This is a genomic window from Rhodoferax sp. GW822-FHT04A08 (assembly GCF_058801025.1).
On sequence record NZ_JBXAMW010000014.1, the window covers coordinates 80,074 to 95,034 of the forward strand.

The 14,961-nt window shown below is 60.0% G+C and carries 13 protein-coding genes and 2 tRNA genes; 5 read left to right on the forward strand and 10 right to left on the reverse strand.

The features are described 5' to 3' along the window. Positions 1 to 79 precede the first annotated feature (79 nt). From AC1RMF_RS21355 to AC1RMF_RS21380, 6 genes are all read right to left on the reverse strand, one after another. Positions 80 to 745, reverse strand: coding sequence for a 50S ribosomal protein L25/general stress protein Ctc (locus AC1RMF_RS21355; RefSeq protein ID WP_342616456.1), 666 nt, complete (start codon positions 743 to 745; stop codon positions 80 to 82). A gap of 103 nt (positions 746 to 848) precedes the next feature. Further along, positions 849 to 1,826, reverse strand: coding sequence for a ribose-phosphate pyrophosphokinase (locus AC1RMF_RS21360; RefSeq protein WP_342616457.1), 978 nt, complete (start codon positions 1,824 to 1,826; stop codon positions 849 to 851). A gap of 77 nt (positions 1,827 to 1,903) precedes the next feature. After that, a tRNA-Gln gene (locus AC1RMF_RS21365) sits at positions 1,904 to 1,980 on the reverse strand. Then, positions 1,979 to 2,857, reverse strand: coding sequence for a 4-(cytidine 5'-diphospho)-2-C-methyl-D-erythritol kinase (ispE, locus tag AC1RMF_RS21370; protein WP_342616458.1), 879 nt, complete (start codon positions 2,855 to 2,857; stop codon positions 1,979 to 1,981). Before ispE ends, AC1RMF_RS21365 begins: the two co-directional genes overlap by 2 nt. A 33-nt stretch (positions 2,858 to 2,890) precedes the next feature. After that, entirely contained in the window at positions 2,891 to 3,388 is a 498-nt protein-coding gene (locus AC1RMF_RS21375; RefSeq protein WP_342616459.1) for a lipoprotein insertase outer membrane protein LolB, read from the reverse strand. Continuing rightward, a complete protein-coding gene (locus AC1RMF_RS21380; RefSeq protein ID WP_493144181.1) occupies positions 3,385 to 5,136 on the reverse strand; it encodes a tetratricopeptide repeat protein in 1,752 nt (583 codons plus the stop codon). The genes AC1RMF_RS21375 and AC1RMF_RS21380 overlap by 4 nt, the downstream gene beginning before the upstream one ends. Positions 5,137 to 5,166: 30 nt before the next feature. Here AC1RMF_RS21380 and mutM point away from each other — a divergent pair, with 30 nt between their 5' ends. From mutM to mutY, 3 genes are read left to right on the forward strand one after another with little or no spacing between them, the layout of a single operon-like run. After that, positions 5,167 to 5,982, forward strand: a complete 816-nt coding sequence (gene mutM / locus AC1RMF_RS21385; RefSeq protein ID WP_493144183.1) for a bifunctional DNA-formamidopyrimidine glycosylase/DNA-(apurinic or apyrimidinic site) lyase — start codon at positions 5,167 to 5,169, stop codon at positions 5,980 to 5,982. 48 nt (positions 5,983 to 6,030) lie between these two features. After that, complete coding sequence (locus AC1RMF_RS21390; RefSeq protein ID WP_493144185.1) at positions 6,031 to 7,983, forward strand: dynamin family protein; 1,953 nt, start codon at positions 6,031 to 6,033, stop codon at positions 7,981 to 7,983. 2 nt (positions 7,984 to 7,985) lie between these two features. After that, entirely contained in the window at positions 7,986 to 9,029 is a 1,044-nt protein-coding gene (gene mutY / locus AC1RMF_RS21395; RefSeq protein ID WP_493144187.1) for an A/G-specific adenine glycosylase, read from the forward strand. A gap of 13 nt (positions 9,030 to 9,042) precedes the next feature. On the opposite strand, the gene rapZ is transcribed toward mutY, so the two are convergent. Genes rapZ through AC1RMF_RS21410 form a run of 3 tightly spaced genes read right to left on the reverse strand, consistent with a single transcriptional unit; the run spans position 9,043 to position 12,521 of the window. Next, on the reverse strand, positions 9,043 to 9,936 hold the full coding sequence (gene rapZ / locus AC1RMF_RS21400) for an RNase adapter RapZ (RefSeq protein WP_342621102.1): 894 nt from the start codon (positions 9,934 to 9,936) through the stop codon (positions 9,043 to 9,045). A 29-nt stretch (positions 9,937 to 9,965) separates the two neighbouring features. Beyond that, positions 9,966 to 11,615 carry a DNA repair protein RecN gene (gene recN / locus AC1RMF_RS21405; protein ID WP_493144188.1) on the reverse strand — a complete coding sequence of 550 codons (1,650 nt, stop codon included), beginning with the start codon at positions 11,613 to 11,615 and terminating at the stop codon, positions 9,966 to 9,968. 3 nt (positions 11,616 to 11,618) lie between these two features. Continuing rightward, complete coding sequence (locus tag AC1RMF_RS21410; protein WP_493144190.1) at positions 11,619 to 12,521, reverse strand: NAD kinase; 903 nt, start codon at positions 12,519 to 12,521, stop codon at positions 11,619 to 11,621. A 28-nt stretch (positions 12,522 to 12,549) separates the two neighbouring features. On the opposite strand from AC1RMF_RS21410, the gene hrcA reads away from it, so the two are divergent. Next, a complete protein-coding gene (gene hrcA, locus AC1RMF_RS21415; RefSeq protein ID WP_342616466.1) occupies positions 12,550 to 13,557 on the forward strand; it encodes a heat-inducible transcriptional repressor HrcA in 1,008 nt (335 codons plus the stop codon). A 24-nt stretch (positions 13,558 to 13,581) separates the two neighbouring features. Here hrcA and AC1RMF_RS21420 read toward each other — a convergent pair whose 3' ends face one another. Then, the gene (locus tag AC1RMF_RS21420) at positions 13,582 to 13,854 is read right to left on the reverse strand and encodes a DUF6812 domain-containing protein (RefSeq protein WP_493144192.1); all 273 of its coding nucleotides are present in this window, start codon (positions 13,852 to 13,854) and stop codon (positions 13,582 to 13,584) included. Between the two features lie 787 nt (positions 13,855 to 14,641). Here AC1RMF_RS21420 and AC1RMF_RS21425 point away from each other — a divergent pair. Beyond that, positions 14,642 to 14,729: transfer RNA gene (locus AC1RMF_RS21425), tRNA-Ile, on the forward strand. Positions 14,730 to 14,961 lie beyond the last annotated feature (232 nt).

Sequence of the window (14,961 nt, forward strand, 5' to 3'; positions counted from 1 at the left end):
AATGATGGTAGAGCAATTGGGCTGTACAAATGACAACGGCCCACCGAAGTGGGCCGTCGACAGCTAGCGCGGAAGTGGATTACTTCTTGGCAGCAGGTGCCTTGGCGGCTGGCTTGGCACCCTTGGCTGCTGGTGCTGCAGCAGGTGCAGCGGCTGCGTCAGCAGCAGGTGCTTCCGGTGCGGCGCCAGCGATGGCCACCACGGAAACGATCACGGGGTTGTTCTTGCCGTGGGTCACAGCAGACACGCCCTTGGGCAGAACGATGTCGTTCAGGTGCAGGGAAGCACCCTTCTTCAGGCCGCTCAGGTCCACCTTGATGAATTCAGGCAGGTCGGTGGGCAGGCACAGGACTTCGATTTCGGTCACCACGTGGTTGGCGATGCAACCGTCGGTCTTGACCGCAGGCGACAGCTCGTCACCGAAGAAGTGCAGTGGCACCTTCATGTGCAGCTTGGTGGTAGCGTCCACGCGCTGGAAATCGATGTGCAGGATCAGTTGCTTGTAGGGGTGCATTTGCACGTCACGCAGCAAGACCTTGTGTTCCTTGCCAGCCAGTTCCATGTCCAGCACGGACGCGTGGAAGGCTTCTTTCTTGATGGCATGCCACAGAGCATTGTGGTCGAGTTCGATCAACAGAGGCTCACCTGCGCCACCGTAAACGATGCCGGGGGTACGACCTGTATTGCGGAGACGGCGGCTCGCACCCGTGCCCTGCTTAGCGCGCTCAAAAGCGACAAATTTCATAACTTACTCCTGAAAGAGTCCACCGCGACCAGTGTGACTCCGGTTTAATAAAAACGCCGCAGCACCATGCGGCGGCGTTTGCTTTTTGTCCCGATCAAAAAACCTAAAAAAGGTTCTCCTGATCCGAGAACAAACTCATGACCGACTCACCCTTGGCAATACGCTGGATCGTTTCGGCGATCAGCGGAGCCACGGTGAGCTGGCGGATTTTTGTGCACTGCGCAGCCGCAGGGCTGAGCGGAATGGTGTTGGTCACCACTACTTCATCGAGTGCGCCGCCATTGGCAATGCGCTCGATGGCCGGGCCCGAAAAGATCGGGTGGGTGCAATAGGCGTAGACCTTCTTGGCGCCGCGGGCCTTTAGCACTTCGGCAGCTTTGACCAGGGTGCCGGCGGTGTCGATCATGTCGTCCATGATGACGCAGTTGCGTCCTTCGATTTCACCGATGACGTGCATCACTTCGGACACATTGGCCTTGGGGCGGCGCTTGTCGATGATGGCCAGATCGCAGCCAAGCTGTTTGGCCAAGGCGCGAGCACGCACCACGCCACCCACGTCGGGAGAGACCACGATCAGGTCCTCGTAATTCTTTTGGCGCAAGTCACCCAGCAGCACGGGCGAGGCGTAAATGTTGTCCACCGGGATGTCGAAGAAGCCCTGGATCTGGTCGGCATGCAAGTCCATGGTCAGCACGCGTGCCACACCGACGGCTTGCAGCATGTTGGCCACCACCTTGGCAGTAATGGGCACACGGGTGGAACGCGGGCGGCGGTCCTGGCGTGCGTAACCGAAATAGGGAATGACGGCGCTGATTCGCTCAGCAGATGCGCGCTTGAGCGCATCCACCATGATCAGCAGCTCCATCAGGTTTTCGTTGGTAGGCGCGCAGGTGCTCTGCACCACGAACACATCACGGGCACGCACGTTCTGATTGATTTCCACCGTGACTTCGCCATCGGAGAATCGGCCCACGGTTGCAGCGCCAAGGGAAATACCCAGGTGGTCTGCGATGGAAGCGGCCATGCCAGGATTGGCATTGCCAGTGAAGACCATGAAATCAGGTGGAGTGGGTGCCTGCATGCGGATTCCAGCGAAAAGAGTGGGTTTACTTTGTAACTTTGCGCATTCTGTCGCAAGAACCTAACTTGCAACAGATTTGGCAGGGGAGGAAGGATTCGAACCTTCGCATGCTGGAATCAAAATCCAGTGCCTTAACCAACTTGGCGACTCCCCTACACGGGTTGGCAGTGAACACTACCCACCGATAAACCGTCGCTGGTTGCCCACCCGAGGAGGGGATGAACATCCAAACTACTGCACAACCTGACTTGCATACTGCCTGGGGCACTATCCAAGTTCACGCCATGCGCTACATGTGCAAACACCGCGCTACCTGAACCCGTCATCCGGCCGTTGAGACCGAGTGATGCGAGCCACGCAAGGGCTTGATTCACACCGGGGCACAACTTCTGGGCAACGGCTTGCAGGTCGTTTCGGCCAAAGGCCAGTGCGTCTGCAGCGAAGCCTGTGATTATAGCAGGCTCTGAATCGCGTTTTAGCTCAGGGTCCGAAAAAATCAGTCGGGTATCCAATCCGGCCTCTGGTTTCGCCACCAAAAACTGTGCGTTGGGTAACGTAATGGGCGTTATTTTCTCGCCGATGCCCTCCACCCAGGCATGGCGCCCGCACAGGAAAAAAGGCACGTCTGCACCCAGGGTTAGACCGATTTTCATCAGGCTTTTCACAGGAAGATGCAGGTTCCACAAGCAGTTGAGGGCCAGCAGGGTGGATGCTGCGTCCGAAGAGCCTCCGCCCATGCCGGCCTGTGCGGGCACCGATTTGCTCACGCCGATGTGCACGCCCAATGCACAACCCGTCGCCGTCTGTAGCGCGCGTGCCGCACGGGTGCTGAGGTCGTCCACTGGCAATTCCCATGTGAGGTCCTCGCGGGAAACATTGCCGTCCTGGCGCAGCGAAAAGTGCAACGTATCGCACCAGTCAATCAGCATGAAGGCCGATTGCAGCAGGTGGTAGCCGTCTTCCCTGCGCCCAGTGATGTGCAAAAACAGATTGAGCTTGGCCGGAGCGGGGATGTCGTAGAGCGACTGCATGGGCAGCATTATCCCTTTGGCGGCAGACCCGCTTCAGCGCTCCAGGATGATTTTGACTTCCGACTGCACTTCTTCCAGGTGCTTGGCGCTGATTCGGCCATTGGCCGCATCCTGCAGATCGGCCTGCCAACCAGGCACCGCTTCGTCAACGCCTTGCAACCAGGCAAACAGGCTGGCCACGGGAAGGTCCGCACCCGTGACTTGACGGGCCAGTTCCTGCACCGAACTGAAGCTGCGTTGACCTCCCTGTGCGTCCAGCGTGGCGGAATTTGCGTCCCAGCGCATGCGCGCCACGGTTGTGCCCAGTGGCGAAGTCAGCAGCAATTCACCTTGCGATGGTCTGCCCTGCAAATCGAAGTTTGCGAAAAAAGCCTGCGGTGGTTTGCTGTAGACGCGAACGGCCAGTTTCCCCTGCCAATGGGCCTCATCTGGCGCACGTGTCTGCAGCGGGGCATTGTTGGCGCAGGCATTGAGCAGGGCGATAGCGCACAAGGCGACCACACTTCGCCAAGTGCAAAAGGTGCGATTCACGGTGCGCTCAGACGTTTGATGGTTTCACGCAGCGTTTCGTTGTCCGGGCTTTGCGCCAGACCTTCTTTCCAGATGGCTTGCGCCTCAGGTTTGAGGCTGAGGGACCACAGTACCTCGCCCAGATGGGCTGCAATTTCCGGGTCGGGACGGTTCCGGTATGCGTCCTGCAAAATCTGCCGCGCCTGGGCCAGATTGCCACTGCGGAATTCCACCCAGCCCATGCTGTCCTGGATGAACGGATCGTTGGGGGCCGCTTCCAGCGCCTTGCGGATCAGTTCACGTGCTTCGTCCAGGCGCAACTTGCGATCTGCCAGTGAATAGCCCAATGCGTTGTAGGCCTGGTAGTAGTCGGGCCTGGCAGCGATCAACTGGCGCAGCAAGGTCTCCATCTCGTCGACCTTGTCCAGCTTCTCTGCTGCCATGGCCAGGTCATACGCGTAGTCCACGTCGTCCGGGTTGTTTTGTGCCGCCTGTTTCAGCAATTCGTAAGCGGCTTGGTACTGCCTGCTGTCGCGTAACAGCTGCACTTCCATATTGACCTTGGTGCGTGCATCTTCGGGTTGGAGTTCGGGCGCGGAACGGATCAGGGCGCGGGCTTTGTCCAGTTTGCCCTGGCGTGCCAGATTGGCAGCACGACGGCCCTGTACGCGCAAGGCATCCTGCGGGCTGTCGATAAGGTCCAGGTAATGCTCGGCTTCGTCCCATTGCTGGCTTTGCTCCGCCAAATCTGCCAGCATGAAGTAGGCTTGGGTCAAGCCCCGATCCTGCACGGCGTCGGCTGGAGCGTCACCCGCAGGCGCGCGCAGCTTCACAAATGTGTTGAGTGCAAAGCGGCCTTCGCTTTCATTTCTCTCCTGCAGGGCCAGCGAGCCACGTACCAGCCAAGCGTCGGCAAAGTCAGGCGTGCTGTCGTTGATGGCAATGACCTGTGCCTTGGCGTCTTGCAGGCGTTGGGCTTCCAGCAGCTTGCGTACATAGCCCATGCGCAGCTCAGGCCGTGAAGCGGCCTGCAAGTGCCGAAGCACCATGGCCTCGGCCGCTGGCAGTTTGGGGTCCATGAGGGCCAGTGCCAATTGCACCGGCTCTTCCGCCTTGGGGTTGAGTGCAGCCCCTTTTCTGGCCGCTTCGAGTGCGCCTTCGCCGTCACCGGCCAGCAGTCGCATGGTGCCTATTGTGGCGTATGCTGCCGGGCCGGTGGTGGCATTGCCGATCTCGTTGGACAATGCTTGTTCCACTACTTTGGCAGCCTGCTTTTTGTCATTGACCCGCACGAAGAAGCGCGGCAGTTGTCCGATGGCAGAGGCCCTTTCCATACCCTGCAGCAGCGCAAGGTCGCGCCTGACTGGCTCTATCGTTTCGGGCAGTCTGTTCAGGCCAATCAGTATCTGCAACACAAAGCGCAGTGCATTGCGGGAAGTAGGCTGGGCCTTGGCCCAGGCTTGTGCGGCCTGCAGGGCCGAGTCGCCTGCGCGAGCGCGCAATGCAATTTCCACGGCTCTCTCGAACAATTGCTCGGAACGGGTCTTTTGCGCAGCATCCAGCATCAACTGAAAGGCAGAGCCGTTGTCACCGCTTTGTGCACTGATCTCCGACACCAGCAACTCATACATCAGGTCACCGTTGAGTTCCGAGTTCTGCGGGGTTTTGAATTGCGCCCATGCCGGATGCAACCCCAAGGCCATGAGTAGCATCAGCGGGGCGAGCTTGGAGCGCTTGAAGAGTGTCATCAGGCCATAATAATCCAACACGAGAAGCCTTCGTCAACCTGTGACCACCCCATGCCCGAACTACCGGAAGTTGAAGTTACCCGCCTGAGTTTTGTGGATGCCATCCGGGGTGCCTCCATTGTCGCAGTCCGCATGGGCAAACCCTTGCGCTGGCCGCTGGGCGTGCAACCCGAGCGCCTCGTCGGGCAAACCGTGCGGGACGTGCGCAGGCGCGGCAAATACCTGTTGATTGATCTGAGCGACGGCCTGCTGCTGCTGCATCTGGGCATGTCCGGCAGTGTGGTCTTTACCCGGGATTTACCACCAGCCGGCAAGCACGACCACTTTGAGTTGCAAACCAGCCATGGCACTTTGCGCCTGAATGATCCCAGACGATTTGGAGCGGTGGTCTTTGCGCACGATGAAGCGGACCCGTTGGCGTGCAAGCTGTTGGGCAAGCTGGGGGTGGAGCCTCTGGGGGAGTCATTCCAGGTGGCGCAGTTCCACCAGGGATTGCAGTCGCGTAGTGCTCCTATCAAACAGGTGTTGTTGGTGGGGGACCTAGTCGTGGGTGTGGGCAATATCTACGCGTCCGAAGCCCTGTTCCTGGCGGGTATTCGCCCCACAACCCGGGCCAACCGCATCAGCCGGCCGCGTGCGGCGAGACTGCACCAGGCCATACGCGATGTGCTGGCGCGCGCCGTGGCAAAAGGCGGCAGCACCTTGCGTGACTTTTCCAACGCGCAAGGGGAGTCGGGCTACTTTCAGCTTGAAGCCATGGTGTATGGTCGGCAGGGCGAACCCTGTCGCGTCTGTGGCACCACCATCAAGTCACTGCGGCAGGGGCAGCGCTCCACATTTTTCTGCCCGGTGTGCCAGAAGCCCTGAGTGAAAACTGCAGGCGCAGTGCTATATTGAAGCAAAGCGGGGGAACACTTGGCCACATCGTTCAATGAGCAACTGGATCAGCATGGCGCATGGCGTCGTGCCTTTGCCTTGCGCCTGAAGTTGCTCTCGGAATGGATGGCCGATCACGAACTGTTGGATTCCGCGACCCGCGAGCGGCTGCAGCGCCTGGAAGCCCAGGTGCGCGCAGACAAGGTCATGGTGGCCTTTGTGGCGGAGTTCTCGCGTGGCAAGTCGGAGATGATTAATGCCATCTTCTTTGCCGGATACGGCAGGCGCATCATGCCCGCCAGCGCGGGGCGCACCACCATGTGCCCGACCGAAATGGGCTATGACGCCGAAGTACCGCCGTGCCTGCGACTGCTCCCCATAGAGACCCGTTTGCAACCCCAGGCCCTGATGGAATGGCGCATGGTTCCCGAAAAGTGGCACCGCGTCGACCTGGATGTACACAACCCCAAGCAGCTAGCCGCGGCTCTGGAAATGGTGTCGCAAACCCGCAAGGTCACGCAGGAAGAGGCGCGCGCCCTGGGCTTTTGGCAGAGCCAGACGCCCGAGGACAAACCATTGTTGGACGCGGACGGTCTGGTGGAAATCCCGCTGTGGCGCCACGCCTTGATCAACATCGCACATCCCTTGCTCAAGCAGGGGCTGGTGATACTGGATACACCTGGGCTCAATGCCATCGGCGCCGAGCCTGAGCTGACGGTGAGTCTGATACCGCAGGCCCAGGCGGTCATCTTCATTCTGGGCGCCGACACCGGCGTTACCAAGTCCGACCTGGACATCTGGCGCGAGCATCTGATTTCGGACAGCACCGGAACCGAGGCGCGTCTGGTGGTGCTCAACAAGATTGACACGCTGTGGGACGAACTCAGTACACCCGAGCAGATTGAGGCACAAATCGTGCGGCAAAAGGCCAGCACGGCCGAAATCCTGGGTGTCCGGGCCGAACAGGTCATTGCCGTGTCGGCGCAAAAAGGCCTGGTTGCCAAAGTCAACCGCGACGCAGAACTGTTGGAGAAGAGCTGTCTGGGGCAACTGGAAGCTGCGCTGGGTGATGGCATGCTGCTGGCGCGCCAACGCCTACTTCGGCTGGCCGTAGACAAGGGCATCTCCGATCTGCGTGATGAGACCGGTCGGGCCATCAATGTGCGCAAGCGCGACCTGACCGAGCAGAAGATGGAACTGCAGGGGCTGCAGGGCAAGAACGCTTCGGTCATCAAGCACATGCGGGCGCGCATCTCCCAGGAGCAGGCGGACTTTGATCTGGGCGGGGCCAAGATCCATGCGGTGCGATCCGTCAATCTCAAGCTGCTAAAGGAAGTGTTTGGCATGCTGGGCTCCAAGGCACTCAAGGCCGAGATGCAGCAGCTCACGGAGTTGCTGACACAAAAAGGTCTGAAGCTTGGCGTCAAGAAGGCGTATGGCGAAACGTTTGAGCGCCTGCGCGCCAATTTCGCCAAAGTGCAGGGGCTCACCACCGAGATGCAGACCATGCTCTCGGCGATGTTCAAGCAGCTCAATACCGAGTACGGATTCTCCCTTCAGACTGTCGCCGAACCGGACTTGGGTTTCTATCTCAAGGACCTGGAGATGGCGGAGCGTAGCCACCTGCAGTACCTGGGCATCAGCAATGTATTCCGCCTGGCCCAGCCGGAGTTTGTAGACCGGCTGGTGCGTGCGCTGTATTCGCGCATTCGCGCCATCAACGAAGTCGCACTGGGTGAAATCGAGTTGTGGAGCAAGTCAGCGGCAGCCCAGCTGGATGCCCAATTGCGTGAGCGCCGCCGCGCGTTTGCCCGGCGCATGGAAGCGATAGACCGCATCCAGCAGGCTGCAGGCGGCCTGGATGACCGGATACAGGAGTTTGATCAGCAAGAACAGGACATCGCGCAGCTCGAAGCCAAGTTGTTCGAGCTGACTTCGCACCTGATGGACACCGAACAAGCCAAGGCACCAGTGGACCTGGAGATCGCCTGAGCGTGTCCAGCAAGACGGATGATTTCGCCACCCGCGTGGTGCGGTGGCAAGCGCAGCATGGTCGCAACGACCTGCCCTGGCAGAACACGCGCGACCCGTACCGCGTGTGGCTGTCGGAAATCATGCTGCAGCAAACGCAGGTGACAACGGTCAAAGCCTACTTCGCACGATTTCTGAAAAAGTGCCCGGACGTGGCTGCCCTGGCTGCTGCCAGCCAGGACGAAGTGCTGGGCCTGTGGAGCGGCTTGGGTTACTACAGCCGGGCCCGCAATCTGCACCGTTGCGCGCAGGATGTCATGCGCCTGCATGGCGGCGCCTTTCCGGCGGATGCGCAAACGCTGGCAACTTTGCCCGGTATTGGTCCGTCCACTGCGGCCGCCATTGCCTCGCTGTGCTTTTCCGAGCGGGTTGCGATTCTGGACGCCAACGTCAAGCGGGTGGTGACGCGCGTGCGGGGCTTTGAAGGCGATGTTGCGGTAGCGGCCAATGCGCGCGCCCTATGGGATGCCGCCAGTTCGCTGTTGCCCACACCCCAACGTGCCGAGCAGGATATGGCGCGCTACACGCAAGGCATGATGGATCTGGGTGCCATGGTGTGCACACCCAGGAAGCCGATGTGCCTGCATTGCCCGGTGCAACAGGACTGCATTGCCTTCAAGAACGGGAACCCCGAAGACTTCCCGGTGCGTAGCCGCAAGCTCAAGCGCAGTAGCCAGTCAATCTGGCTGCTATGGGCGCAGACACGCGCGGGCGCGGTGTGGCTGGATCGGCGACCCACGCCGGGCGTGTGGGCGGGGCTGCATTGCCTGCCACTGTTCGAGAGTGAGGCCGACCTGCGCAACGCATTGCCAGGCAGGTTCCAGGAGCTACTGCAGTGCGAGCCGGCCTTCACACACGTGCTGACGCACAAGGACTTGCACCTGCACGCCTGCCGCGTACAGCTCGCTGCAAGCAACCGGTTGGGTGAGGGGCGCTGGGTGATGCCGGAAGAGTGGCCCACCCTGGGGCTTCCGGCACCGGTACGCAAATTGCTGGAACGCGGCTGACAGCCGTTTTGCGCTAGTGGTGGGCGCGCCCGTCCATTTCGCGGTGCCGCTTGAGCGTCACCCATTGGGCTTCAAAATGGCGTGCCAGTTGCTCCACCAGATACACCGAGCGATGCTGACCGCCGGTGCAGCCGATGGCCACCGTCACATAGCTGCGGTTGTCACGGGCCAGGTCGGGCAGCCAGCTTTCCACAAAACCGCTGATCTGCTCAAACATGCGCCGCACATCGGCCTGCTCTTGCAGAAAGTCTGCAACCGGTTTGTCCTGTCCGGTCAGTGCCCTCAGTTCGGGCTCGTAGTGCGGGTTGGGTAGCATGCGCACATCAAACATGAAGTCCGCATCCGTAGGTACACCGCGCTTGAATGCAAATGATTCGAACACCAGAGTCAGTTGCGCACTTGGACTGGACACCAGCGCTTTGACATAGCCCTGCAGCTGGGCCGGGCGGATCATGCTGGTATCGATGACGTGGGCCTGTGCGCGCAGCGCAGCCAACAGGTCGCGCTCCAGTTCAATGGCCTCTATCAGCGCGTGCCGCTGGTCCGTGCTGGCGGTGTCGGTTGCAGCAATCCGAGTCGGTGCTTGCGAGAGCGGATGTTTGCGCCGGGTTTCTGAGTAACGCCGGACCAGAGTATCCGTGCTGGAGTCCAGAAACAGAGGTTTGACCACCACCCCCTGGGCCCGCAGAGCATTCAGCTGTTCGGGAACCTGGGGCAGGGACGTCGCGCTGCGAACGTCCATGGCGATCGCAAGCTGACGGGCCCTGTGCTGCAGCTCCAGTTGCACGAAGGGCAGCAGCAGTTCCGGGGGCAGGTTGTCGACGCAATAGAAACCGGCATCTTCGAGCGCATGCAGCGCCACCGATTTGCCGGAGCCCGACATGCCGGTGATGAGCACGATCTCCATCGGGCTGCCGCTGTCTTTGGAGGTGGTCGTCATGTGCCGGCCTGCAGCATTTCTTTGGCATGTGCCAGGGTGGTGCTGGAGAGTTTCTCGCCACCCAGCATGCGCGCAATTTCGCCCACCCGTGCTTCGCCCAGCACCGCGGTAACGGTGCTGAGTGTGATCTTGCCTTGCATCTGTTTGGACACTCGCATGTGGTGATCGGCGCAGGCAGCCACCTGGGGCAAATGGGTCACGGCCAGTACCTGACGGTCCACGCCGAGCTGGCGCATCAGCCGCCCCACGGTCTCGGCCACGGCGCCACCCACGCCGGAATCCACTTCGTCAAAGACCAGGGTTTGTGCGGTGCCCAATTGGCTGGTGGTCACGGCAATGGCCAATGCCATGCGAGAGAGCTCACCGCCGGAAGCCACCTTGCCCACCGGTCGTGGGGTACTGCCGGCGTGGCCAGCCACCAAGAACTGCACCTCTTCCAGGCCGCTTTGTTGTGGCTGAGCCAGTGGCTCCAGCGCCACCACGAACTGCCCACCCTGCATGCCCAGACCCTGCATGGCTTGGGTGATAGAGGCTGCCAGTTTGGGCGCGGCTTTGGTGCGCTGGCCCGACAGCACCTTTGCTTCGGCCATATAGGCCGCGTGCGCCTTGCGCTCGGCCTTTTCCAAGCCTTGCAGATCGGTGGCGGCGTCCAGCTGGGCCAGCTCTTCGCGCCATGAGGTGAGCAGGGTTGGCAACTCTTCGGGGGCGCGTTTATAGCGGCGCGCCAGGGACACCCACAATGTCATGCGGGCATCCAGTTCGGCCAGCCGTTCGGGATCGAGTTCGGTGCGCCTTGCATAGCCGCGCAGGGTGCGCACCACGTCTTCCACCTGGGCCACACTGCTGGAAAGTGCCGCGACAGGTTCGGCAAAGTCGGGCTCCAGGTGGGCCTGGTGTTGCAAGGCCAGCAGCGCTGCATTCAAGGCGTGCAGGGCATTGGTGTCGGCGTCTTCCAGCAATTCCACCACGCCTTGTGCGGCGTCCAGCAGGGCCTGCCCATTGGCCAGACGGCTGTGGTTGGTGTTGAGTTCGGGCCATTCGTCGGCCTGCGGGTTGAGCTTTTCCAGCTCGCCGATCTGCCAGGCCAGACGCTCACGCTCACGTTGCAGCGAGTCCTGTGCTTGCGTGGCTTTTTCCAGTGCAGCCTGGGCAGTGCGCCACGCGGCCCAGAGCTGGCTGAGTGTGGCTGTGGAAATCTTGGCGTACGCGTCGAGCAGTCCGCGTACCGCATCGGGTCGGGTCAGGCTTTGCCAGGCGTGCTGTCCATGGATGTCCAGCAACTGCTCGCCGATGCTGCGCAGCTGCTGCGCGGTGGCCGGGCTGCCATTGACCCAGGCGCGGCTCTTGCCCTGGGTGTCCACCGTGCGGCGCAGCAGCAGCGAGTCGCCCGCTTCAAAGCCAGCTTCATCCAGCAGGGCCTGCAAGGCTGGCGCATGGTCAAACTCTGCGCTCACGTCCGTGCGCGAGGCGCCTTCGCGGATCACTCCCACATCGGCACGCGCACCTGTGACCAGCTGGAGCGCGTCCACCAAAATGGATTTGCCCGCGCCCGTTTCGCCGGTCAGCACGGTGAAACCGCGCTCCAGCTCCAGCTCCAGTTCGCTGACGATGACAAAGTCCCGCAGGACGATGCGCTTCAAGGCCATGGCTCAGACTACCCCTTCATTCCAATGCATTTTCTGACGCAGCGTATCAAAGTACGACCAACCTTTGGGATGTAAGAACTTCACCCGGTGCTCGGAGCGCGTGACCACAATGCGGTCGCCGTGCATCAGGGATGCCAGACTTTGCGTATCAAAGCTGGCGCTGGCATCGCGCCCGGCAACGATCTCCACCGCGATTTCGCCCGCGCTGGTCAGCACAATGGGCCGGTTGGACAGGGTGTGCGGCGCGATCGGCACGATCACCCAGCCGTCAATGGCTGGATGCATCAGTGGCCCGCCAGCGGACAACGAATAGGCGGTAGAGCCGGTGGGGGAGGCGATGATCAGGCCGTCGGCGCGCTGGTTCGCCACAAAGTGCCCATCCACCTCCATGCGCAACTCCACCATGCCCGAACTGGCGCCGCGGTTGACCACCACGTCGTTCATGGCCAGCGCGCTGAAGACGCAAGTGCCATCGCGAACGACCCGGCCCTGAATCAGGCTGCGCTGGTCTTCCATGTAGTCACCCGCCAGCATGGGCGCCAATACTGCCTTGTACTGACCAAAGGGGATATCGGTGATGAAGCCCAGCCGACCCTGGTTGATACCGATCAGCGGCACCTTGTAGGGCGCCAACTGGCGGCCCACACCCAGCATGGTGCCATCACCACCCACCACCAGACACAGGTCGCATTGCTGGCCAATCGCGTCCACATTCAGTGTGGCATAGCGCGTCATGCCCATGTTGGAAGCGGTTTCGGCCTCCAGATACAGGTCGCAGCCCAGGTCCAGAACGTAGTTGGCGATTTCCTCCAGCGCCTGGCGAGAATGCGCGCCAGCCGGCCCGGAAATGGTGCTCTGGTACTTGCCGACCAAAGCGACTTGGCGAAATTGAGACAGCGACTTCATTCGCAAATTAGAGCACTAAAATGTTTACATGCTCGATGAACGTTCCAAGTTGTTGCTGAAAGCTCTGGTAGAGCGCTACATAGCCGACGGACAACCTGTTGGCAGCCGCACACTGTCAAAAGCATCGGGCCTGGAACTGTCGCCTGCCACCATCCGCAATGTGATGTCGGATCTGGAGGAACTGGGGCTCATCGTCAGCCCCCACACTTCGGCCGGGCGCATACCCACGGCGCGCGGCTATCGCCTGTTTGTGGACACCATGCTCACGGTGCAGCCTTCGCAATATGCATCGCACAGCCTGGCTCCGGACCAGCCGCAAAAGGTCATCTCCAATGCGGCCAACCTGCTGTCCAACCTGTCGCAGTTTGTGGGTGTGGTGATCGCGCCACGCCGCACATCGACCTTTCGCCACATGGAGTTTTTGCGCCTGTCGGAGAAACGACTGCTGGTCATCATTGTCTCGCCCGACGGCGATGTGCAAAACCGCGTGATCTTCACCGAGGTGGACTACTCACAGTCCCAATTGGTGGAAGCGGCCAATTTCCTCAACAGCAACTACGTGGGGCTGGACATCGACCAGGTCCGTACGCGCCTTCAGGGGGAGGTGGAAAGCCTGCGCTCCGAGATAGCCAATCTGATGCAGGCGGCGGTGAACGTCAGCTCGGAGGCCATGAGCAATACCGAGGATGAGGTGGTGATCGCTGGTGAGCGCAACCTGCTCTCCGTGTCCGACTTTTCCAGCGATATGAGCCATTTGCGGCGCGCCTTTGACCTGTTCGAGCAAAAGGCCCAGCTCATGCGTCTGCTGGACATCGCCGGTCAGGCTGAAGGAGTGCGCATCTACATTGGCGGCGAGAGCCAGGTGGTGCCGTTTGAGGAGCTATCCATCGTCAGCAGCCCCTACGAAGTGGATGGCAAGGTGGTGGGTACGTTGGGCGTTATCGGCCCAACACGCATGCCCTATGACCGCATGATCCAGATTGTGGACATTACGTCCAAATTGGTCAGCAACGCGCTAAGCCACCACAGCAAATAGGGCTGCGGGGCGCTGGCGGGGCCGTCAGGCCAGTGAAATGGCGTTCAGGCCGAATTCGTGCATGCCCTCGCGCAGCTCTTCAATGGAGACGATGAAGTGCTTGGAAACAATGGTGACGGCATCATTGTTGGCCGCCTGCTCCAGTGGAATGAAGGAGCGGGTGTCATTGAGCAGATCCTGCAGCCGGTGTTCCTTGGGCAGGTGAATGTAACCGCGGTAGCGTGAACCATCGTGCATCAGCACGGAAACCAGGATGGCGTTCGTTTCTTTACGCGGATCGCTTGATGATTGAGTCATGGAATTCCCCCTTGCCGTTGCCGACAATGCGCACTTGTTTGCCAGAGATTCTATCCAGCCTGGGTCCTTTTGAGAGGGTTTTCACGGATGCTGATGTTGCGCCCAGGTTTGGTGCGGCGTCAACCCCATTACAATCTCGCCTTCGGTTGGGCCGTTAGCTCAGTTGGTTAGAGCAGAGGACTCATAAGTGCGCCTTGGATAGGGCGCTTTTTCGTGGTATTCGAAGGAATACGTCCCTGGGGAATGGGGACTAAAGCAGCGACTTAGCTGACCGAAGGCAAACGTGGCGACACGAGCCTGAAATCAGCGATACCTGATGGGGAAAGCCCAAATGGGACAACAGCATGTCGTTAAAAGGCGAGTGAGGGGTAATTTGCAGCCCCGAGAGGTTCGTCAGCTATGCAAGGTATGGTGAAGGTTGAATTACTTGAACTCTAGTCCGACCGGGGTATGTTCGACAACCCTCAGACACGCAAGTTTACGTCTGAGATTTACGGTCGGGGGTGACGATTATGAGCACCCCCGAATCCTCCCGTAAGAACGGCTCCCAAGTAGGGATGACAAGGACGAAAAGAGCACCTAACCCTTGACAACGGAAAAGTGTTAACCAAGGGATTGCCTACGGGAAGTAATTCCTAGAAGTGATCAAAACTCCAGAGGTGAAAGCCTCTATAGGACACGTCATGAACGTTCTAGGGGTGAAAGATCACGGATCTTCTTTTTCCGGCGACGGGAGAAGTTATGATTGGCAACGGAACAGTGATAGTACTAGGGTCAGAGAAAAGTTGGGACGGACGCCGTATTGGTTGCAGGCAGCGGACTCATAATCCGTCGATGAAAGTCCATTGTGGGTTCAAATCCCACCCGTCCCACCAAGTATCTGATATGTGACCCCGGTAATGCGGGGTGAATAGGAAGCACTGTAGTTAGTGGTCTTCCATTGTTCCGAAAGGTTGACTCGGATGAGTCTTAAGGACCTGGATAGACTGGAAGTTCTGCGCAAGAAGAACGCCAACCCAAAGTGGATCAACGATGACCTTTACAGGCTCATGTACCGCCCTGACTTTTATGTTGTGGCATACGAGAGACTGAAAAGCAAACCGGGAA